A 20,308-nucleotide genomic window follows, 5' to 3' on the forward strand; every position below is an offset into this window, starting at 1 on the left:
GTGGCGGGCCGCCGGTGACCGATAGGGGTAGGACGCATGAGCAAGTGGGAGTACCAGACGGTGGCGCTGCTGTCGCACGCCACCAAGCAGATCCTCGACAACTGGGGTTCCGACGGGTGGGAGCTCGTCTCCGTCGTGCCCGCTCCGCTGCCGGAGGGCACCGACCCGCGCAACCAGCAGTACGTCGCGTACATGAAGCGCCAGCTCTGATGGCCACCCCCGAGGAGCGGATCGCCGAGCTGGGGCTGACCCTGCCCGAGGTGGCGGCGCCGGTGGCGTCGTACACCCCGACGGTGCGCAGCGGCGACCACGTGTACGTGTCCGGCCAGCTGCCGTTCGTGGACGGCAAGCTGCCCGCCACGGGCAAGGTCGGTGCGGAGGTCACCGCGGAGACCGCCCAGGAGCTGGCCGCGCTGTGCGCGCTGAACGCCATCGCGGCGGTGCGCGCCGAGGTCGGCGAGCTCTCTGAGGTGGTCAGGGTGGTCAAGGTGGGCGGCTTCGTGGCCTGCACCCCCGAGTTCACCGGCCAGCCCGGTGTGGTCAACGGTGCCAGCGACCTGCTCGCCCAGGTGTTCGGCGAGGCGGGCGTGCACGCGCGTGCGGCGGTCGGCGTGGCGGCGCTGCCGCTCGACTCCCCGGTCGAGGTCGACATGATCGTCGAGGTCCGCTGAGCGGTTGTCCGTGAGGCCGGGGCGGTCGCGCCGGGTCGTGGCGCGGTCTCCGGCCCCCAGACCCAGGAGAGTGCGTCGATGCCAGAGCAGGACGGTACCGCCCGGCCCAGGCCGGCCGCCACGGTGATGCTGCTGCGCCCGGCGCCGGGCGGCACGGCCGCCGGCGGCCGGGTGGCGGCCGACCGCGGGGGCGGACCCGTGGAGGTCCTGCTGATGCGCCGGGTCCGTTCCATGGGCTTCGCCCCGGGCGCGTACGTCTTCCCCGGTGGCGGAGTGGACGAGCGGGACGCGGACGGAGGCATCCCCTGGACCGGCCCGGCCCCGGAGGAGTGGGCGCGAACGCTCGGTACCGACGTGCGCGAGGCGCGTGCGCTGGTGTGCGCCGCGGTCCGTGAGACCTTCGAGGAGACCGGTGTGCTGCTGGCCAGTGAGCCGGAGCGCGCCGGTGAGCGGGCCATCACCCTCGACACGACGTCAGAGGACTGGGAGCGGGACCGGTTGGGGCTGATCGACCGCTCACGCTCCTTCACCGAGGTGCTCTCCGGGCGCGGGCTGGTGCTCCGGTCGGAGTGGCTGCGGGCGTGGTCGCGCTGGATCACCCCCCGGGCCCAGCCGCGCCGCTACGACACCTGGTTCTTCGCCGCGGAGCTTCCGCCGGGGCAGACCTCGCGCGACGTGGGCGGGGAGGCCGACCTCACGGCCTGGACCGACCCGTCCCTGGTGGCCGCGGAGTGGGAGGCGGGCCGTATGCCCATGCTGCCGCCCACGGTGGTCACGTGCGCCGAACTCGCCGCCTGCCGGACCCTGGACGGTGTGCGGAAGGCGCGGCGGGATATCGTCCCCTTTGAACCGGATGTTCGCGAAGTCAACGGTCAGGTCCGCGTCGTCGCCCCCGACGGGGTGGACTACCCCCTCCCGAAGCCCGGTGCGGCCCCGTGAGGGTCCTCACGTCACGGTGTGGATCGCGTGGCCGCGGAGAGGTCTCGGGGCGTGCCCTTCCGACCGGGCTCCAGGCCGGTCCGGTTTCGGCGATCGAAGCGAGGTGCGATGAGGATCGACGGTTCCGGGACGCTGCGCGCCAGTTGTGTGCTGTGCCCCAACCCTGGCCCGATGACGTTGGAGGGGACCAACACCTGGATTCTGCGTGAGCCCGGTGCCCGCGGGGTCGTGGTCGTGGACCCCGGCCCCCACGACGAGCGCCACCTGGAGCGGGTGGCGCGGACCGTGCAGGAGCAGGGGGCGCAGGTCCAGATGACGGTGGTCACCCACCGGCACCCCGACCACTCGGAGGGAGCCCGCTACTTCGCGGAGCTGACCGGTGCCCCCGTGCACGCGGTCGACCCGCAGGTGCGGGTCGGCGGCCGCGGGCTGTCCGACGGCGACACACTGGAGGCCGACGGCCTGGTGGTGACGGTCGTCGCCACCCCCGGCCACACCGACGACTCCGTGTGCCTGCTGGTGGGCTCCGACAACGCGATCCTGACCGGGGACACGATCCTCGGCCACGGCACGACCGTGATCGACGGCGACGACGGCCTCGGCGCCTACATGGATTCGCTGTACAGGTTGCGGGACATCGTGCGGGAGCGCGGCGTGCGCACCCTCCTGCCCGGACACGGCCCGATCCTCACCTCGCCCGCTGAGACGCTGGACACCTACATCACCCACCGCGAGTCCCGCCTGGCGCAGGTCCTGGACGCCGTGAACACCGGCGCGACCCAGGTCGACGAGGTCGTGGACCGCGTCTACCCCGAGGTCGACGAGCAGATCCGGTTCGCCGCGGCGTCGTCGGTGCGCGCCCAGCTGCGCTACCTGGCCTCGCGCGGGGAGCTCCCCGCCGGGATCGAGGAGTAGGCCGGGGCACGCCGGGTTTCCGGAGCTCCGCATCGGACCGTGGCCGCGAACCCGGCCCCCGCCCCGGCGAGGTCGCCGCCGCGTGGAGGACGACGCCGTGGTGCTCGCCGTCCTCCGTGGAGCCGGCCCGCGTGCGGTCGACGGCGCGATCGGCTCCCAGGGCTCCGTCGGCGGCGGGAGGGGCGCCGACCCCGGACAGGGCTGTGGCCGCCCACCCCGAGGGGGAGAGCGGCCACACAGCGGTGTCTGCCGAAGCGTACGGGAGGGCTAGCGGGCGCGGCGGCGCATCCGCTCGACGTCCAGCAGCACGACGGCCTTGGCCTCGATACGCAGCCAACCGCGCAGCGCGAACTCGGCGAGGGCCTTGTTGACCGTCTCGCGCGAAGCTCCGACCAGCTGGGCGAGCTCCTCCTGGGTGAGGTCGTGGTGGACGTGCAGGCCGTCCTCGCCCTCCTTGCCGAACTTGTCGGCGAGCTCCAGCAGAGCCTTGGCCACACGGCCGGGCACGTCAGTGAAGACGAGGTCCGCCATCACGTCGTTGGTCCGCCGCAGCCTGGCCGCCAGCGCCTTGAGCAGCTGGAGCGAGACGTGCGGGCGGCTCGAAAGGAACGGGCGCAGGTCGTCGTGGCCCAGCCCGGCGAGAACCGAGTCGGTCACGGCGACGGCGCTCGCGGTCCGCGGGCGCGGGTCGAACAGCGACAGCTCGCCGAACATCTCGCTGGGGCCGAGCACCCCGAGCAGGTTCTCGCGGCCGTCCACTGCCGTGCGGGTCAGCTTGACCTTCCCGCTGAGTATCACGTAAAGGCGGTCGCCCTCGTCACCCTCGCTGAACAGGGTCTGTCCACGGCCCAGGCGTACCTCGCCCACCGAAGAGCGGAGCGCGGCCGTGTCCTCCTCGTCGAGCGCCTCGAACAGAGGGGCCTTCCGCAGCACCTCGTTGATCTCGTCCACCACACGTCCTCCTCAGAACCTGACCGTCAACAGTGTGACGTATATCGCATCCGGGTGTAACACCCGATCCTTGCCTCGGCTTGCCCGCCGGGAGGCAACGCGCCCGCAACCGCCGACGTCAGTCCATGCGATCTTAGTCGTAATCAGCCTGTATCAAGGGCTGTCCGCGCCGCGCCACCGGACATTGGTTACATAATTCCGGTCATCGGCCGAAACGACGGCCGGCTCCCGGGAGCATGTCGAACCTACGGTGAACACGGAGGTGCGCCCTGTCGGGACGCCTACCCTGTGACGATGCCCCGTGACAAGCCACACGCGCCATCCGCGTCCGAGCAGACCCACACCCCCACCGGTGAGAGCCGGCTCGCGCTGGTCCGCCGCGCGCGCAGGATGTACCGGGAGCTCGTCGAGCTTCACCCGGACGCCCACTGCGAACTGAACTTCACGACCCCGTTGGAACTGCTGGTCGCGACCATCCTGTCCGCGCAGTGCACGGACAAGCGGGTCAACCAGGTCACTCCGGTGCTCTTCGACCGCTACCCCGACGCCGAGGCCTATGCCGCGGCCCGGCGCGAGGAGATGGAGGAGGTCATCCGTCCGCTCGGCTTCTTCCGTGCGAAGACGAACAGTCTCATCGGACTCGGTCAGGCGCTGTGCGAACAGCATGGCGGAGAGGTTCCAGGGAACCTCTCCGACCTGGTCAAACTACCCGGTGTGGGGCGAAAAACCGCAAATGTACTGCTTGGTAATGCCTTCGATGTGCCGGGGATCACCGTGGACACCCATTTCGGGCGGCTGGTCCGCCGTTTCGGGTGGACCGACGAGGAGGACCCGGTGAAGGTGGAGCACGCGGTGGGTGAACTGTTCCCGTCGAAGGACTGGACGATGCTGTCCCACCGGGTGGTCTGGCACGGTCGCCGGGTCTGCCACGCCCGCAAGCCCGCCTGCGGCGCGTGCGGACTGGCCCGCTGGTGCCCCTCCTTTGGCGAGGGGCCGACGGACCCGGCCACGGCCGCAGGGCTGCTGCGGATGCGCTCCTTCGCCTGATCCTGCCCGCCGCGGTGGGCGGTCCGGGGGCGGCGACCGGCGGGGAGCGCCGGCCGCGCTTTGTACTCTGATGGTGTGATCGTTGACACCGGTGTCCCGAGACGGCCGCCCCGCCCGCGCGGACGCCTCCGCGGACCCGTCTCCCGGCCCCCGCCGCGCAGCCGGGGGCCGTCCGACGGTCGGAGGGTGCTCGTACGGACCCCACCGCCTCCGGAGGGCCGGGACGGGAACGGCCGGGAACCCGGCGCGGGGACTCCCGGGCGGGACCGCTGGATATGGTCCCACCACATGACGACCCACGAGTGCGGGGTGGACAGCACGAACCCGGCCACTCCAGGAACACCCCGGAACATCCCGGTGCGCCCCGCGCCAGCGGCAGCACCGGTCCACCACCGGCGCGACAACCCCCGGAACAGGCTCCACGTATGAACTCGACCCCGCTCTGGCTGGCCTCGCTCGCGGACGCCGCCAAGACGATGCCCGTGCCCGGACCCATGCGGCCGCCGGCGAACGGCGGACGCGAGTCGGCCGTCCTCATCCTCTTCGGCGTCGGAAACAAGGGGCCCGACCTGCTCCTCATCCAGCGCAACGCCGGTCTGCGCCGCCACGCCGGCCAGCCGGCCTTCCCCGGCGGCCGGATCGAGCCGACGGATGCCTCCGTCGAGGCCGCGGCCCTGCGGGAGGCGGAGGAGGAGACGGGGGTCGTCCCCGGTGGCGTCGACGTCGTCGGACGGCTCCCGGAGCTGTACCTGAGCTTCAGCGACTTCAGAGTGGCCCCCGTCCTCGGCTGGTGGCGAGAGCCCTCCGAGGTGCGTCCCACCGACCTCGGCGAGGTCGCAGCCGTCTCCCGGGTGCCGGTCGCCGACCTCGCCGACCCTGCCAACCGGGTCATGGTGCGCTACGGGGGCGGGGTCCGATGGGGGCCCGGTTTCCGGGTCGACGGCATGCTCGTGTGGGGTTTCACCGGTGCCGTCATCGACAGCCTCCTCGCCTTGGGCGGCTGGGAACTTCCCTGGCACGACGAGGGTCTCACCGACGTGTTCGAAGCCACCCCCCAGGGCCTGCGGCCGGTCGGGTAGCGCTGACTCTTGGAGGGCATTGTGCTCGACGCGGTCCTGATCGTCCTGTTGCTGCTGTTCGCGGTGACCGGCTACCGGCAGGGATTCATCGTCGGTGTCTTCAGTTTCGCGGGTTTCATCGGCGGGGGCGTGCTCGCTGCCCTGGCCGCCCCGGACCTCATCCAGACGTGGGTGGAGGACCCCGGGCGGCAGGCGCTCCTGGCCATCGCCGTGGTGTTCCTGTCCGCCGCGCTCGGCCAGTTCCTCTGCTCCTACCTGGGCACCCTCGTCCGCAACAGGGTCACGTGGGACTCCGCCCGGGTCGTGGACGCGGTGGGCGGCGCCGTGGTCAGCGGGCTCTCGGTGCTGCTCGTCGCCTGGTTCATCGGCAGCACGGTCGCGAACTCGGCGCTGCCGTTCGTGGCGGGCCAGGTCAAGGAGTCGCGCATCCTCCAAGCGGTGGACACGCTCATGCCCGAGTCCGCCCACAACGGCTTCTCCACGTTCCGCAAGATCGTGGACCAGAGCGCGTTCCCGCAGGTGTTCAGCGGTCTCGGCACCGGTGAGCTGGCCGAGGTGGAGCCGCCGGACCCGGACGTGCTCACCACCCCGGAGCTGATCGAGTCGAGCCGCAGCGTGGTCAAGGTGTTGGGGACCGCCCCGTCCTGCCAGCGGCGGGTGGAGGGGACCGGCTTCGCCTTCGCCGAGGACCGGATCATGACCAACGCGCACGTGGTCGCCGGGGTCACCGACGAACTGCGGGTCGTCACCCGGGACGGCTACCAGCTGGACGCCACCCTGGTGCTCTTCGACGCGCAGCAGGACCTGGCGGTCCTGCACGTCCCGGGCCTGGACCTGGAGCCGCTGGAGTTCACCCACGAGGCCCCGCAGGGCGGCGACGCGGTGGTGGCCGGGTTCCCGCGCAACAGCGGCTTCACGGCCGTCCCCGCGCGCGTACGGGCCCGTCAGACGGCGCAGGGGCCCGACTTCTACCACTCGCAGCAGGTGAGCCGGGAGATCTACCAGGTGCGCGCGGTGGTGCGTCCCGGCAACTCCGGCGGGCCGCTCCTCGCCCCGGACGGAACCGTCTACGGGGTCGTGTTCGCCGCGGCCACCAACGAGCCGGAGACGGGCTACGTGCTCACCGCGGACGAGATCGCGGAGAACACCGCGGAGGGTCTGGAGACCACGGAGGAGGTCTCCTCCCAGACCTGCGACTGACCCTCGCCTGGGTGGGGCCGGGACCCGGCGCCCCGGGCGCTGCCGGGGAGGGCCTCGCCGCGGTCCGGGTCCTGCGGCCGCACCGGCCCCGCACGCGTACGGGGCCTGGTGCGCCGTCTGGCCTCCGTACGCCTCACGGCCCGGCCCACGCACGCGTACGGGCGCCCTCCCCGGTGGGAGGACGCCCGTACCGACGCCTGTCGACCGTGCCCGGACCTAGTTGGAACTGGGGTCCGGCGCGTGCTCGTTCGTCAACGGCCAGCTCATACGCACGACGGTGCCCCTGTCACTGGGGTCGATCTTCACCTCGTCGGCGAGACCGGTGATGACCGCCAGGCCGAGGCCGGGGGAGAACCCGGAGATTCCGCCGGGCGGAGTGTCCTCACCGTCGAGGAAGAGCCCGTCCAGCATGGCCGTGTTGATGGTCTCCACCGTGTCCTTCGCGGGAGCACGGTCGGAGACGACGACCTCGAAACGTTGTGTCGCGCTCCCGTTGGCGCGCAGGGTGAGGCTCGTGGGGTCGGTGCGGGAGTCCGACCCCGGATCGGGCCCGTTGCCATCGATCAGTTGGAGCAGGATCGGCTGTGTGGGGCAGTGCAGCTTGTGTGCGGCCACCGCCCGGGAACACGCCTCACCGACCGCCAACCTGATCTCGTCGATCGCTGAGGCGGCGATACCCGCCCGCCGTGCCACGGTCGCGGCCATGAGCCGTGCCGTGCGCACGTGGGCGGGAAGCGCACTGATCGTGAGCGTGATGGTTGCCATCGCTCGCTCTGGGCTACTTCGCTGAACGCTTGTCGATGGCTTCCTGTACCGAGCCGTGGATACCGAAGACCTTGGTCAGACCGGTGATCCGGAAGATCTTCAGGATGCGCTCCTGGGTACAGACGAGGTCGAGCGTCCCGTCGTGCGCCCGGACGCGCTTGAGCCCGCCCACGAGCACACCGAGGCCCGTCGAGTCCAGGAACTCCACCTTCTCCATGTTGACCACGAGGTGGAAGTTGCCCTTGTTGACCAGGTCGATCAGCAGCTCGCGGAGCCGGGGCGCGGTATAGACATCGATCTCACCCTCAACGACGACGATCTCGGTGTCGCCCTCGGTGTAATGATCAAGCTTCAAGTCCACTAGTCCTCCAGCGCCGAACCGCGAAAAAATCGCGAATGATCTCTGCCGGGCGTTACCCCACCAGCACGCATTCAACCACGGGTGTTGAGTGCGTCTTCCTGTGATGCACAGAAAAACCGTGACACCGCGCCACTCTTCCCCCGGATGTCACACTGAAACCGATGTCCCAGTGCGGCACCCTTCGTCGGAGGCCGCCGTGACTACCGAACACGCGCCTGTGAGGAGGGGTCTCGGATGAGGCGATCGGAGCCCGTGCTCCCCGGTGTGTGGCGTGACGATACCCGGTACCCGCAGGTGACCCACATCGAGCAGGTGGCCCGTAACGAGGGAGTGAGCGGGGAGTGGCCCGGGTGGACAGCCCCCCACCTGGTCGAACGGCTCGCCGGAAGGGGAATCACACGTCCGTGGTCCCACCAGGTTGAAGCCGCCGACCTCGCACGCTCGGGCCGTGATGTGATCATAGCCACGGGTACCGCCTCGGGAAAGTCGCTTGCCTTCCTCATGCCCGCTGTGGACGCGGTCGACACAGGCGGAACCGTGCTCTACCTCTCCCCCACCAAGGCGCTCGCCCAGGACCAGTTGAGGTGGATATCGGACCTGGGCCTTTCGGACATGCGAGCGGCCGTCTACGACGGCGACACGAGCGTCGAGGAGCGCTCCTGGGTCCGCGAGCACGGCAACTACGTGCTGACCAATCCGGACATGCTCCACCACGGGATCCTGCCCCGCCACGGGGCGTGGTCGCGCTTCCTGCGCAGGCTCCGCTACGTGGTGGTCGACGAGGCGCACCGGTACCGGGGGGTCTTCGGGTCGCACGTCGCCCAGATCCTGCGGAGGCTGCGCAGGATCTGCGCCCGCTATCGGTCCGAACCGGTGTTCGTGCTGGCCTCGGCCACCTCCGGCAGCCCCGCCGAGAGCGCCACCCGGCTGACCGGCGTGCCCGTCACCGCGGTCAGCGAGGACGGCTCCCCGCGTCCGGGGATGTCCGTCGCCCTGGTGGAGCCGGAGCTCACCGACCTGACCGGCGAGCAGGGCGCCCCGGTCCGCCGGACGGCTCCGTCACAGGCCGCGGAGATGCTCGTCGACCTGGTCCGGGACCGGGTGCGCACCCTGGTGTTCGTGCGTTCGCGGCAGGGGGCGGAGGTGGTCGCGTTGACCGCTCAGCGGCTTCTGTCGGAGCGGGGCGACCACGATCTGGCCGCCAGGGTGGCCGCCTACCGCGGCGGCTACCTGCCCTCCGAGCGGAGGCAGCTGGAGGAGTCGCTGAGGTCGGGGGAGCTCCTGGGGCTGGCGAGCACCAACGCCTTGGAGCTGGGTGTCGACATCAGCGGGTTGGACGCGGTGCTCATCGCGGGATGGCCGGGGACCCTGGCGTCCCTGTGGCAGCAGGCCGGGCGCGCTGGGCGGCGCGGGGAGGACGCCCTGGCGGTCTTCATCGCCAGGGACGACCCGTTGGACACCTACCTCGCGCACCACCCGGAGGCCATTTTCGGCCGGTCCGTCGAGGCCACCGTCCTGGACCCGGAAAACCCTCACATCCTGGGTCCGCACCTGTGTGCGGCGGCCCAGGAACTGCCGATCACGAAGGACGACTTCGCTCTCTTCGGGGAGACCACCGAGGACCGCCTGGCCGATCTGGTGGAGAGGAAACTCCTGCGAAGGCGGCCACGGGGCTGGTTCTGGACGAGCAACGAACGGGCAAGCGACCTGGCCGATATTCGCGGGGCCGGTGGTCCTCCGGTGCAGATCGTGGACACCGCCAGCGGCCAGCTCCTCGGTGAGATCGACGAGGCCGCCTCGCACGGCACCGTCCATCCGGGAGCTGTGTACCTCCACCAGGGTTCCACGTACCTGGTGGACGACCTGGACCTGGACGAGGGCGTCGCGCTGGTCCACGGCGCCGAACCGCCGTACAGCACCTGGGCGCGGGACACCACCGACATCACCGTGCGCTCGGTCCTGCGCGAGGAGGCGTGGCCGAGCGGCGCGAACGTGTACTTCGGTGAGGTGGAGGTGGTCCGCCAGGTGGTGGGGTTCCTCAAGCGGGACGTGCGCACGGGCTCGGTCCTGGGGGAGCAGTCGCTGGAACTCCCCGAGCGGACGCTCCACACCCGCGCGGTGTGGTGGACCCTGCCGGCGGAGGGGGAGACGCGCCTGCGCAAGGAGGACGTGGGGCTGCTGGGCGCGGCGCACGCGGCGGAGCACGCCGCGATCGGCATACTTCCGCTGCTGGCGACCTGCGACCGCTGGGACATCGGCGGGGTGTCCACCTCCCTCCACGGCGACACGGGCAAGCTGACGGTGTTCGTGTACGACGGGTACGAGGGAGGGGCGGGCTTCGCCGAGCGGGGCTACTCCGCGGCGCGCGCGTGGCTCACCGCGACCCGGGCCGCGATCGCCGACTGCGAGTGCGACCAGGGGTGCCCGTCGTGCATCCAGTCGCCCAAGTGCGGCACCGGCAACGAACCCCTGAGCAAGTCCGGCGCCCTGCGCCTCCTGGACGAGGTGCTCGGCGGGGACGGCGGCCCGGGGGCGGCGGGAGCCTGAGAGCGGCCCCGGGGATGACGCCGGGGTTGACGCCGGGCGAGGGTTGTCCACAGGCTGTGGACGGCCGGTCGGCCTCCCCGCTCCGCGTCGGACCCGGACGCGGCGCCGCCCAGGGGCCGGGCGCAACCGCGGTCCGCCTCCGGCAGGGGTGGCGGACGTGTCGGGCCGACAGCCCACGAACTCCGCGCGAGGCGGGCCCGAGGGTTTTCCACAGGCTGGGGAAGGGGCTTTCGCAACGGCCCCGGCCGCCGGAACCTGGAGATGGGAGCGGACACTCCGTCCGCCCCTCACCAGGGAGGTCCCATGTTCGCTCGCGTAGGCACGCCACCCCGCTGCGCCGCACGGCCCGGAGGTGACGACGGGATGGCCACCGCCGAGTACGCGCTCTGCGCGGTCATCGGAGCCGCGTTCGCCGGGGTCCTCTACGTCATCATCACCAGCGGCGAGGTCAGGGACGCCCTCACCTCACTCGTGGTCGATGCGCTCAGCTCGGGTTTTTGACCGCGGGTCGGTCACCGTGGAGGCGGCGCTCACGCTGCCCTCCCTGCTGCTCGTCCTCGCCGTGTCCTTCGGTGCCGTCCAGGCAGCGTCGGCCCAGCTCGCCTGCGCCGACGCCGCGCGTGTGGGGGCTCGGGCCCTCGCCCGGGGCGAGCACGACGACCGGGCCCGGGACCTGGCCCTGACCGCCGCGCCCCGGGGCGCCGACGTCCACCTGTCCGAGGACGGGGGCACCGCCCGCGTCACCGTACGGGCCGAGCTCCGGCTCGGTCCGATCGCGTCACCCCTCGTGGTGGACGGCAGCGCCGCCGTCCTCCTCGAACCCGGGAGCTGACCACGTGCACTCCGACTCCGGCTCCGCCACCGTCTGGTGGGCGAGCCTGGGCGCCCTGCTCTGGTTCGTCACCCTCGCCGTCCTCGTGACGGCGACGGCACGGCTCGACCGTGACCGCGCCACCACCGCCGCCGATCTCGCCGCGCTCGCGGCCGCCGCCGGGCTCGTCCAAGGAACGGAACGCGCCTGCGCGCAGGCCCGGGGCACCGCCGAGGCCAACGAGGCCTCCCTCGAATCCTGCGTCATCACCGGCTCCACCGCAGAGGTGGTGGTCTCGGTCCCCTCCTCACTGGTGGACCGTGACGTCCTGGCGCGCGCCCGCGCCGGACCGGTCCACGAAGCCGTCTCCAACGAGGAAGTGCCATGAGCCCCGTCCCCGTCTCCGTGCTGCTGTGCGCCCTCCTGCTGGGCGGCCCTCCCCAAGCGGACGACAACGCCCCGCAGCCCTGCCCGGCCGCCACCGAACCCGCGTCGCACGAAGAAAACGACGAAGTTCCCGCCCCCTGCGCGTCCCCGTCCGCGAGCCCCTCCGCTCCGCGTCCCGCCGACGTGCGTCGGGCGGAGTCGTCGGGCGCCTCCGGTCCGCGCACGGTGGCGGCCCCGTCGCCCGTCGACGAACCCGTCGTCTACTACACGGCGGAGGCCGCGCACCCCGCCGCGACCGCCGCTCGGGCCGTCGGCCACACGTCCACCGCGATCCTGGTGCTGCTGTGCGTCGCGGTACCGGCCATGCGCCTGTCCGTCGGCTGGCCGCGCTTCCCCACCCCGTACCTCGGCCGGCGGCGCCGCGGCGAGGACCGGGAGGGTCGCTGACCCGTCTGTCCAGGCTGCGCCGGCCGTGTCCCGCGTACGGCGCGGCCGTGGGCCCGAACGCCGTGGACACGGCCGCGGGTGCGCGGGCCGGGCGCCGGTGGCGCTTCGGACGCCAAGACACCTTCGGTGGGCGCGACCCGCTCCCAGGGGACGCCCCACACGGCCCCCACGCGCACCCACGGGCTTCGTCCGCCCCATGCCCACCCTCGGCCCCGGGCCGAGCCGGGCCGGTCCGCAGGGCCCCGCTGCGGCCGCCCCTCCCGGAGGGTCCCGCCGCGTCCGCACGGGAGACCGCCCGGAGTTCAGCCCCCCAACGCTCGGGACAGCAGTTCGGCGGCCATCGGGACGATACCGATCAACACGAACGCGGGAAGGAAGCACAGGCCCAGGGGAGCGACCACCAGCACCCCCAACCGCTCCACCCGCGCTGTCGCCCGGGTGGACAGGGCCCGCCGCAGGTCGGCGACGTGGCGGTCCACCAGGTCCGCGACCGGTGCCCCGGTGTCGGCGGCCCGCGCCAGATCCCGCCCCACCGCGGCCAGTGGCGCGGGAAGCGCGGGACGGCGCCACGCCGACGCCGTGTCGGCCCCCAACCGCAACTGGTCGGCGACCGCGCCCAGTTCTTCGCCCAGCCTTCCGCGCGCGGCCCTGGAGACCGCCGTGAGGCAGACCGGCAGGGTCGCGCCCGCGCGGATCCCCGAGGAGAGCAGACCGATCACCACGGGCAGTTCGGAGGTCACCGGAAGCTGCTCCGCCCGGTGGCCGGCACGTCGGGCACGCACCCCCAGGGCGGCGCACCCCCCGACCGCGACGACGCCGCCGACCGGCCCGAACAGGGTGGCCGCCGCGGCCACCGCGGACACACCCGCCAGGGTGAGTGCCAGAGCCCGGAACGGGAGCCCTGGCCGACGGGTCGGGCCGTCGGCCCCGCCCGTGTCGGGCAACCGTGTCCGGAGGCCGCAGCCCCCGCCCGTCGACACCCACACCGCGGCGGCGCCGAACAGCACCGCGATCACCGTCAGCATTCCGTCCCCCTCCGTAGGGCCTCGTGTCCCCGCTCCAGTCCCGCCCCGCCCCGCCCCGCGCCGTTCCCGCGCCGGAACCCCCGCCGTCCGACGCCTCCGCTCCCGTTGCCGCCCGGCGCCGGGCGGCCCACCCCTTCACCGCGTGCGGTCACGGTGGAGCGGTCGCGGAGCGCAGCATCCGCAGCGCCCACCAGAAACCCACCAGGTCCAGAAGCACGCCGCACACCAGGCAAGCAGCTCCCAGCGGGGTGGTGAACAGGAACACCAGCGGAGACCCGCCGAGACCGGAGGACATGAGCACCCCGGCCACCGGCAGGCACGTGAGGACGATCGCCGTCGTGCGCGGGCCACTCGTCCGCGCCTCCGCCTCGGCTCGCTGCTCCTCCTGTTCGGTGAGGTTGACGGCCAGCGCGTCGACCACCTCCGCCAGGCCGGCCCCGGTGTCCGCGGCCACCTCCCAGCACACGGCCAGGTAGGCCAGTGCCCACAGGTCCGGGTCGCGCTCGGCCCCGCGGCGCAACGACTCCGCGTCGGCCACCGCCCCCACCAGCGGTCCGGCCTCGGCCGCCGATATCCGCAGCGCCTCCTCCGGTGGCTGGCCTGCGCGCAGTTCGGCGGCCAGGACCCGGCACAGCACGATCACCGCGCGTCGGTGCCCGGAGCCGTCCCCGGGGCGCGGCACCAGGGGCCGCGGACCAGCACGGCGCGCCGGTCGCCGGGAGGGGGACAGTGCGGCTCCCAACCGGGTGCGCTGCGTCTCCGGGGCCACGAACAGCAGAACCAGGAGCCCCGCGCACGCCGCGCACACCACCAGCGCGGTCACCGCCCGCGCCACCCGTCGCCCAGCCTGGCCGCCACCTCCTCGGCCCCCGAGTGCTCCCGGGAGGTCCCGTCCCGGCCGAAGGACACCGCGGGTACCGCACGTACGAACCCGGCCGGGTCGCGGCGCAGCACACGGAGTTCGGCGAGGCGGCGGCTCCCGGCGTCCCGCACCAGGTGCACGATCATGACCCTGGTGGCGGCAAGCTGGCTGTGCACCGCGGCCCGGTCCAGGCCGGCCCCGCACCCGAGCGCCTCCACCCTGGCGGGGACGTCCCCGGCACCGTTGGCGTGCAGGGTGCCCGCGCCACCTTCGTGCCCGGTGTTGAGCGCGCCGAGCAGGGACACGATCTCCGGCCCGCGGGCCTCACCCACCACGAGCCGGTCGGGGCGCATACGCAGGGCCTGCCGCACCAGGACCTCCAGCGACACCTCACCGCTGCCCTCGATGTTGGCCGGGCGGGTCTGGAGCCGCACCACGTGCGGGTGGTCGGGCCGGAGTTCGGGGGAGTCCTCGGCGAGCACCAGGCGTTCGGCCGGGTCCACGAGGGACAGCAGGCTCGACAGGAGCGTGGTCTTGCCCGTGCCCGTCCCGCCGCTCACCAGGAAGGCGACGCGGGCCGCCACGAGTGCCCGCAGCAGGGCCGCGCCTCGATCGGTGACCGTGCCGTGCTCGGCCAGCCGCTCCAGGGTGAACACCCGCCGTGGCGGGAGGCGCAGGGACACGCACGCCCCGGCGGGTGACACCGGGGGCAGCACCGCGTGCAGCCTGGCGCCGCCGGGAAGTCTGGCGTCGACGTAGGGGACGGCGGCGTCCAGCCGCCGCCCCGCCTGCGCGGCCAGCCGCTGGGCGAGTCGCCGCACCGCGTCCGCCGACTCGAACCGGACCCCCGCCCGGCGCAGCCCGCCGCCGTCGTCCACCCACACCTCGTCGGGACCGTTGACGAGGATGTCGGTGACACCAGGGGTCATGAGTTCTTCCAGTGGTCCCGCGCCGGACAGGTCGGCGGCCAGCCTCCGGGTCATCGACAGCACCTCGGTGTCGCCCAGCAGGCCTCCCTCCGCCCGCAGCGCAGCCGCGACGCTGGAGGGGCTCACCGGGGCGCCGGACGCCACGAGCCGGTTGCGCACGGCCTCCACGAGCGGGCTCACCGGACCGGTTCCGGGGAGGGGAGGCCCGCCACCACGCGGTCGGCGAACCGGGCCAGCGGAGATCGCGGGTGGCGCGCGGGTACGCCCCCGGCCGCCAGCAGCCGGTCCAGCCGTGGTTCCTGCGGCAGGTCGGCGCCGAGTTCGAGGCCGAGGGAGGCCGCCACCACGTCCGCGCTCAGGTCCCCTCTGGCACCGCGCACCACCACCCGGACCACCGCGGCCTCCTCCCTCAGACGGGACACCACCCGGGTCGCCGCCACCACCGAGGGCACATCCGCCGGGACGACGACGAGCACCAGGTCGGAGCGGTTGAGGAACACGACGGTGGCCGGGTCGAACGCGCGGGGCAGGTCGGCCACCACCAGGTCGGCGCCGTCCCGCGCGCTGGACAGGGCGGAGCGCGCCGCGCCGACCGGCAGCGGAACGGCGGAAGCCGGGGCGCGCGACCAGGTCAGCACCGACACCCCCGGTGTGCCGGGCAGTCCCGCACGCAGGTCCTGCCAGCGCACGCGGCCGCGACGTCGTACGAGGTCCCCCCAACCGGTCCGCTGCTCCGGCGCGGGCGGGGGCGCGCTGTCACATCCGAGGTAGAGGTCGGGGCCGCACCCGAGGGGGTCGGCGTCGAGGAGGGCGGTGTCCCGGCCGGCGCGGGCACCGGCGAGGGCGAGCGCGACCGCGAGGAGGCTGGTCCCGGCGCCTCCGCAGCCCCCGATCACCGACACGGTGGGAGCCGGGGCCTCGGTGGGCGACGCCGCCCGTGCGAGCAGTCCCACCAGGACGGACTCGTCCCTGGGCAGGAGGAGCATGCCCCGGTCGGTGGCAGCAGCGCCCCCGCGTCGGGCAGGGGCCTCCCGGAGGGGGTCCTCCCTCCCCACCGGGGCGGCGTCGTCGGATGCGCGCGCCACGAACACGTGGCGCCCCGGGGGAGGGTCGGCGGTGCTCAGGGACGCGCGGAGTTCGGCGCCGACCACCACGAGCGGCGCGTGCCGCCACAGGCTCAGAGCACGGTCGGGGGTCTGGGCGACGGCGACCTCGGTGGCGGCGGCGGTGGCGATCCTGAGCAGGTCGTCCAGGAGCAGGGGGTCGGCGGTCGCGATCAGTGGTCGGGGACGGGGGTCCATCGGGGCCTCCGGGGGCGGGGGTCTTTCTTCGACCTTCGCTGACCGGAGGACGCGAGAGAAGCCCCGATCCGAAGCTGTGGACAACCTCGGAGGGGCTCGGAACGCAGAGGGGGGCGGAACGGCCCGAGGGATCCGGCCGGGGGATCGCGCGGGGAGAGCCGGGGGCCGAGCGGCCGCGGTGCGGTGCGGAGGAGGCCGGAGAGGTCCCACCTGGCGGGCGGGGTGCGTACACGGGGGCGAATACGCATGCCCGCCCGACAGGCGGGTGGAGCGGACGCGGGGTCTGCCTCCGCAGGGGGAGCGAAAGCCACCACGCGAGTTCCGGTTCTGGGGGGAGAACCGGGCCCGCCCCTCGGAAGGGCCTACAGAGAGACCTGCTCTCACGGCCACCGAAAGACCGGGAGCGCCGACGTTTTCCGGAGAACGGGTACAGGGGACCCGGAATGGGGCGTGCGGCGGAGTTCGGGCGGATCGGACCGAACCGTCGATCAACGACGGGACAGACGCTACCACGCGGTGCTGTGTATTGGTTCGGGAATCCAGGAAGAAAAGTTGGGTCAACCACCTTTCCGAGGGCTGGACCCAGGAGTAGAAAGAAAGCAGAGGGTGGTTGAGAACCACCCCGGCACGGAAGCCGGGAACCCACGCACCACCCGGCCGCGTGTGGCCCGTCTAGGCCCGGCAACTGGATGTACTGCCTGGTCAGACTATGGAAACGGTCGCTTGCTAACCCGGTCGACCGTGTCGGAGACGGCGCCCCGAGACACAGGCGGGGCGCCGTTCGTCATGCGTGTGAACGCGTGTGTAGCAATGTGGAAACATTCACGGGCAGAGGGGTGCGCCCGGATCGCCGTGGATTGTGCCCCGGTTGGTTGATAAATGAACGATTAAAGATTCAACCCTTCCCCGCCGCGTTCATCCCCGTTTGAGGGCCTCACAGGTCGCCAGCGAGTCCTGCGCTCCGGCGCGCACCGCCCGGCAGCAGTAGACGACCCACTCGGCCACACCCTCGGGGGTCCCGCCCATGTAGCCGCGCAGGGCCGGACCGTACTCGTCCCGCAGCGTCTGGTGCCCGAGTTCCGACGGCACCAGCGACTTCGGGTCCAGGCCCCTCTCCACCAGGGTCAGCCGCTCGGCCGCGCGCGCCACAAGGCCGTCGCCCCAGCCGAACGGCCGGATCGCCATCAGCTCGCCGTGCACCAGCGCCGACGTCACCAGCGCCGGGACGGACGTGCGCGCGCCCAACAGGGCGTACAGGCCCTCCAGGCGGGCGAGCGCCGCATCCGGTGCGGGGGCCGGGCCCAGCTCCAACGGGTCCTCGACGCGTTCCCCGGCGAGCCGGGGGCGGCCCAGGGCGTCGTCCGACACCGCCTCGGTCGCCGCGAGCGTGTGCAGACGCGCCAGGGCCTGGCGGGGCGCCTTCGGCCAGGTGTCGACGAGAGTCCCCAGTTCGCCGGACACCCGCAGGGCTCCCTTGATGCGCGTGTCGTACACGTGCCCCTCGCGGATCTCCTCCATCGAGACCTCGGCGCCCTCAAGCGCCGCCGACGCGCACGCGCCGCGCAGCGCGGACTCCATGGACACGTCGCTGCTGCGGCGGCGCAGGATGCGGTGCCCCAGCAGCCGGTCGACCAGGGTCCGCGTCTCGGCGACCGCGTCGCTCACGCCGGGCAGGCCCGCGATCCGGGCCAGGGGGTCGGAAGGGGAGGCAGAAGTCGATTCGCTCACGGACAACAACACTACGCGCCGGTAACACCGGCCGCCCACTCCCACCGGGCCCGGACCCCGCGACCGCTCGTCGCAGACCGGCGACCGTTCACCGTCCGTTCGCCGCTCGCCCGCCGGTCCCCGGCGACGCGCTGCACCCCGGCTGTTCACGCGGTATGGACCGCATGATTAATTGGGTGTGAACCAGCCAACGTAAGGAGAATCACAGTGGCCGACAGCACTCCCGCGAGCCAGGAGACACTGTCCAACCTTCTCCACGAGACGCGGAGCTTCCCCCCGCCGCCCGAGCTCGCGGCCGAGGCCAACGTGAAGGCCGAGGCCTACGAGCGGGCCGCCGAGGACCGTCTCGGTTTCTGGGAGGAGCAGGCCCACCGGTTGCAGTGGGAGCACCCCTGGGACACCGTCCTGGACTGGGACCCGCCGTACGCCAAGTGGTTCGTCGGAGGCAAGATCAACGCCTCCGTCAACTGCGTGGACCGCCACGTGGCCAACGGACTGGGCGAGCGGGTCGCCTACCACTGGGAGGGTGAGCCCGGCGACACCCGCAGCATCACCTACGCGGAACTCAAGGACATGGTCTCCCAGGCGGCCAACGCCATGACCGAGCTCGGTGTCGGCAAGGGTGACCGTGTCGCCATCTACATGCCGATGATCCCCGAGACCGTCGTCGCGATGCTCGCCTGCGCCCGCATCGGCGCCGTCCACATGGTCGTCTTCGGCGGCTTCTCCGTGGACGCGCTCGGCCAGCGGTTGGACGACAGCCAGGCCAAGCTGGTCGTGACAGCGGACGGCGGCTACCGGCGCGGCAAGGCCAGCGCGCTCAAGCCCGCCGTGGACGGCGCGGTCGCCGACCGCCCCGCCGTCGAGAACGTCCTCGTCGTGCGCCGCACGGGCCAGGACGTCGAGTGGACCGACCGCGACGTGTGGTGGCACGACGCCGTGGAGTCCCAGAGCACCGAGCACACCCCCGAGGCGCACGACGCCGAGGACCCGCTGTACATCATGTACACCAGCGGCACCACGGCGAAGCCGAAGGGCATCCTGCACACCACGGGCGGCTACCTCACCCAGGCGGCCTACACCCACTGGGCAGTGTTCGACCTCAAGCCCGAGACCGACGTCTACTGGTGCGCCGCCGACATCGGGTGGGTGACCGGCCACTCCTACATCGTGTACGGACCGCTCGCCAACGCCGCCACCACGGTCCTGTACGAGGGAACCCCCGACACGCCGCACCGCGGGCGCTTCTGGGAGATCATCCAGAAGTACAAGGTCACCATCGCCTACATGGCACCCACGGCGATCCGCACCTTCATGAAGTGGGGGGACGAGATCCCCGCCGAGTTCGACCTGTCCAGTCTGCGCGTCATCGGTTCGGTGGGAGAGCCCATCAACCCCGAGGCGTACATGTGGTACCGGGAGAACATCGGCGGCAACCGCACGCCGGTCGTGGACACCTGGTGGCAGACCGAGACCGGCGCCATCATGGTCAGCCCCCTGCCCGGCGTGACCTCCGGAAAGCCCGGTGCCGCCATGCGCGCCCTTCCGGGAATCGTCGCCGACGTGGTGGACGAGACGGGCAAGTCGGTGGCCGACGGCGACGGCGGGTTCATCGTCATCCGCGAACCGTGGCCCGCGATGCTCAGGGGCATCTGGGGAGACCCCCAGCGCTACGAGGACACCTACTGGTCGCGCTTCGAGGGCCTCTACTTCCCCGGTGACGGTGCGAAGAAGGACGAGGACGGCGACATGTGGCTCCTGGGCCGCGTGGACGACGTCATGCTCGTCTCCGGCCACAACATCTCCACCACCGAGGTCGAGTCCGCGCTCGTCGCACACCCGCGGGTGGCCGAGGCCGCGGTCGTCGGTGCCGCCGACAAGCTCACCGGGCAGGCCATCGTCGGCTTCGTGATCCTGCGCGACGGCGGGGAGGAGGTCCCGGAGGAACTCGTCCAGGAGCTCCGCAACCACGTCGGCACCTCACTCGGTCCGATTGCGAAGCCCGCCCGCCTCCTGGCGGTGCCGGAGCTGCCCAAGACCCGCTCCGGCAAGATCATGCGGCGCCTCCTGCGCGACATCGCCGAGGAACGCGCCGTGGGTGACACCTCCACGCTCACCGACTCCTCCATCATGGACGTGATCGCCAAGCAGCTGCCGTCCGCCCGCAAGGACGGATAGCCCGTGTTCCGCGGATCATTGCGGGCTCGCGTCACCCAGGCTGCCTCTCGCCGCGCCGACTGCGCTCGGACAGCCGAACCCGGGCTGACCTGCGCTACTCGTCCTGCGAGAGATGGCCTGGCAGCCGCTCGCGTCGATCGGCGCAAGCGCCGAGTCAACCGAGAG

At 72.5% G+C, this 20,308-nt stretch carries 21 protein-coding genes; 13 read left to right on the top strand and 8 right to left on the bottom strand.

Features of this window, described 5'->3' with window-relative positions; all coding sequences use genetic code 11:
• Positions 1-36: 36 nt before the first annotated feature.
• From ACFWTE_RS13290 to ACFWTE_RS13305, 4 genes are all read left to right on the top strand, one after another.
• Positions 37-210, top strand: a complete 174-nt coding sequence (locus ACFWTE_RS13290; protein WP_267947456.1) for a DUF4177 domain-containing protein — start codon at positions 37-39, stop codon at positions 208-210.
• Entirely contained in the window at positions 210-671 is a 462-nt protein-coding gene (locus ACFWTE_RS13295) for a RidA family protein (RefSeq protein ID WP_378779600.1), read from the top strand. Before ACFWTE_RS13290 ends, ACFWTE_RS13295 begins: the two co-directional genes overlap by 1 nt.
• Before the next feature lie 78 nt (positions 672-749).
• Complete coding sequence (locus ACFWTE_RS13300) at positions 750-1,610, top strand: NUDIX hydrolase (protein ID WP_378779601.1); 861 nt, start codon at positions 750-752, stop codon at positions 1,608-1,610.
• A gap of 108 nt (positions 1,611-1,718) precedes the next feature.
• Positions 1,719-2,525 carry an MBL fold metallo-hydrolase gene (locus ACFWTE_RS13305; protein ID WP_378779602.1) on the top strand — a complete coding sequence of 269 codons (807 nt, stop codon included), beginning with the start codon at positions 1,719-1,721 and terminating at the stop codon, positions 2,523-2,525.
• A gap of 267 nt (positions 2,526-2,792) precedes the next feature.
• On the opposite strand, the gene ACFWTE_RS13310 is transcribed toward ACFWTE_RS13305, so the two are convergent.
• Positions 2,793-3,467: a Crp/Fnr family transcriptional regulator gene (locus ACFWTE_RS13310; RefSeq protein ID WP_330157995.1), complete on the bottom strand. Its 675-nt coding sequence runs from the start codon at positions 3,465-3,467 to the stop codon at positions 2,793-2,795.
• Between the two features lie 303 nt (positions 3,468-3,770).
• On the opposite strand from ACFWTE_RS13310, the gene nth reads away from it, so the two are divergent.
• The 3 genes from nth (at position 3,771) to ACFWTE_RS13325 (ending at position 6,802) form a co-directional block, all read left to right on the top strand.
• Positions 3,771-4,523: an endonuclease III gene (gene nth / locus ACFWTE_RS13315; protein ID WP_378779603.1), complete on the top strand. Its 753-nt coding sequence runs from the start codon at positions 3,771-3,773 to the stop codon at positions 4,521-4,523.
• 425 nt (positions 4,524-4,948) lie between these two features.
• Positions 4,949-5,602, top strand: coding sequence for an NUDIX hydrolase (locus ACFWTE_RS13320; protein ID WP_378779604.1), 654 nt, complete (start codon positions 4,949-4,951; stop codon positions 5,600-5,602).
• Between the two features lie 21 nt (positions 5,603-5,623).
• On the top strand, positions 5,624-6,802 hold the full coding sequence (locus ACFWTE_RS13325) for a MarP family serine protease (RefSeq protein ID WP_378779624.1): 1,179 nt from the start codon (positions 5,624-5,626) through the stop codon (positions 6,800-6,802).
• Positions 6,803-7,018: 216 nt separating this feature from the next.
• Here ACFWTE_RS13325 and ACFWTE_RS13330 read toward each other — a convergent pair whose 3' ends face one another.
• Together ACFWTE_RS13330 and ACFWTE_RS13335 are read right to left on the bottom strand one after the other, a co-directional pair.
• Positions 7,019-7,567: an ATP-binding protein gene (locus ACFWTE_RS13330; protein WP_378779605.1), complete on the bottom strand. Its 549-nt coding sequence runs from the start codon at positions 7,565-7,567 to the stop codon at positions 7,019-7,021.
• 13 nt (positions 7,568-7,580) lie between these two features.
• Positions 7,581-7,928, bottom strand: a complete 348-nt coding sequence (locus ACFWTE_RS13335) for an STAS domain-containing protein (RefSeq protein WP_159944311.1) — start codon at positions 7,926-7,928, stop codon at positions 7,581-7,583.
• A gap of 234 nt (positions 7,929-8,162) precedes the next feature.
• Here ACFWTE_RS13335 and ACFWTE_RS13340 point away from each other — a divergent pair, with 234 nt between their 5' ends.
• From ACFWTE_RS13340 to ACFWTE_RS13360, 5 genes are all read left to right on the top strand, one after another.
• On the top strand, positions 8,163-10,475 hold the full coding sequence (locus ACFWTE_RS13340; RefSeq protein WP_378779606.1) for a DEAD/DEAH box helicase: 2,313 nt from the start codon (positions 8,163-8,165) through the stop codon (positions 10,473-10,475).
• Positions 10,476-10,778: 303 nt separating this feature from the next.
• Positions 10,779-10,976 carry a DUF4244 domain-containing protein gene (locus ACFWTE_RS13345; RefSeq protein WP_378779607.1) on the top strand — a complete coding sequence of 66 codons (198 nt, stop codon included), beginning with the start codon at positions 10,779-10,781 and terminating at the stop codon, positions 10,974-10,976.
• Positions 10,954-11,307, top strand: a complete 354-nt coding sequence (locus tag ACFWTE_RS13350; protein WP_378779608.1) for a TadE family type IV pilus minor pilin — start codon at positions 10,954-10,956, stop codon at positions 11,305-11,307. Before ACFWTE_RS13345 ends, ACFWTE_RS13350 begins: the two co-directional genes overlap by 23 nt.
• 4 nt (positions 11,308-11,311) lie before the next feature.
• Positions 11,312-11,674, top strand: coding sequence for an Rv3654c family TadE-like protein (locus ACFWTE_RS13355; protein WP_378779609.1), 363 nt, complete (start codon positions 11,312-11,314; stop codon positions 11,672-11,674).
• A complete protein-coding gene (locus tag ACFWTE_RS13360; protein WP_378779610.1) occupies positions 11,671-12,120 on the top strand; it encodes a hypothetical protein in 450 nt (149 codons plus the stop codon). Before ACFWTE_RS13355 ends, ACFWTE_RS13360 begins: the two co-directional genes overlap by 4 nt.
• A 302-nt stretch (positions 12,121-12,422) precedes the next feature.
• Here ACFWTE_RS13360 and ACFWTE_RS13365 read toward each other — a convergent pair whose 3' ends face one another.
• From ACFWTE_RS13365 to ACFWTE_RS13385, 5 genes are all read right to left on the bottom strand, one after another.
• Positions 12,423-13,145 carry a type II secretion system F family protein gene (locus ACFWTE_RS13365; protein ID WP_378779611.1) on the bottom strand — a complete coding sequence of 241 codons (723 nt, stop codon included), beginning with the start codon at positions 13,143-13,145 and terminating at the stop codon, positions 12,423-12,425.
• A gap of 148 nt (positions 13,146-13,293) precedes the next feature.
• A complete protein-coding gene (locus tag ACFWTE_RS13370; protein ID WP_378779612.1) occupies positions 13,294-13,980 on the bottom strand; it encodes a type II secretion system F family protein in 687 nt (228 codons plus the stop codon).
• A complete protein-coding gene (locus ACFWTE_RS13375) occupies positions 13,965-15,116 on the bottom strand; it encodes a TadA family conjugal transfer-associated ATPase (RefSeq protein ID WP_378779613.1) in 1,152 nt (383 codons plus the stop codon). The genes ACFWTE_RS13370 and ACFWTE_RS13375 overlap by 16 nt, the downstream gene beginning before the upstream one ends.
• Positions 15,113-16,237 carry a septum site-determining protein Ssd gene (gene ssd, locus ACFWTE_RS13380; RefSeq protein ID WP_378779614.1) on the bottom strand — a complete coding sequence of 375 codons (1,125 nt, stop codon included), beginning with the start codon at positions 16,235-16,237 and terminating at the stop codon, positions 15,113-15,115. Before ssd ends, ACFWTE_RS13375 begins: the two co-directional genes overlap by 4 nt.
• Before the next feature lie 915 nt (positions 16,238-17,152).
• A complete protein-coding gene (locus tag ACFWTE_RS13385; RefSeq protein WP_378779615.1) occupies positions 17,153-17,965 on the bottom strand; it encodes an oxidoreductase in 813 nt (270 codons plus the stop codon).
• A 207-nt stretch (positions 17,966-18,172) separates the two neighbouring features.
• On the opposite strand from ACFWTE_RS13385, the gene acs reads away from it, so the two are divergent.
• Complete coding sequence (acs, locus tag ACFWTE_RS13390) at positions 18,173-20,143, top strand: acetate--CoA ligase (RefSeq protein ID WP_378779616.1); 1,971 nt, start codon at positions 18,173-18,175, stop codon at positions 20,141-20,143.
• Positions 20,144-20,308: the final 165 nt, after the last annotated feature.

The organism is Nocardiopsis sp. NPDC058631 (assembly GCF_042716955.1).
GTDB lineage: Bacteria > Actinomycetota > Actinomycetes > Streptosporangiales > Streptosporangiaceae > Nocardiopsis.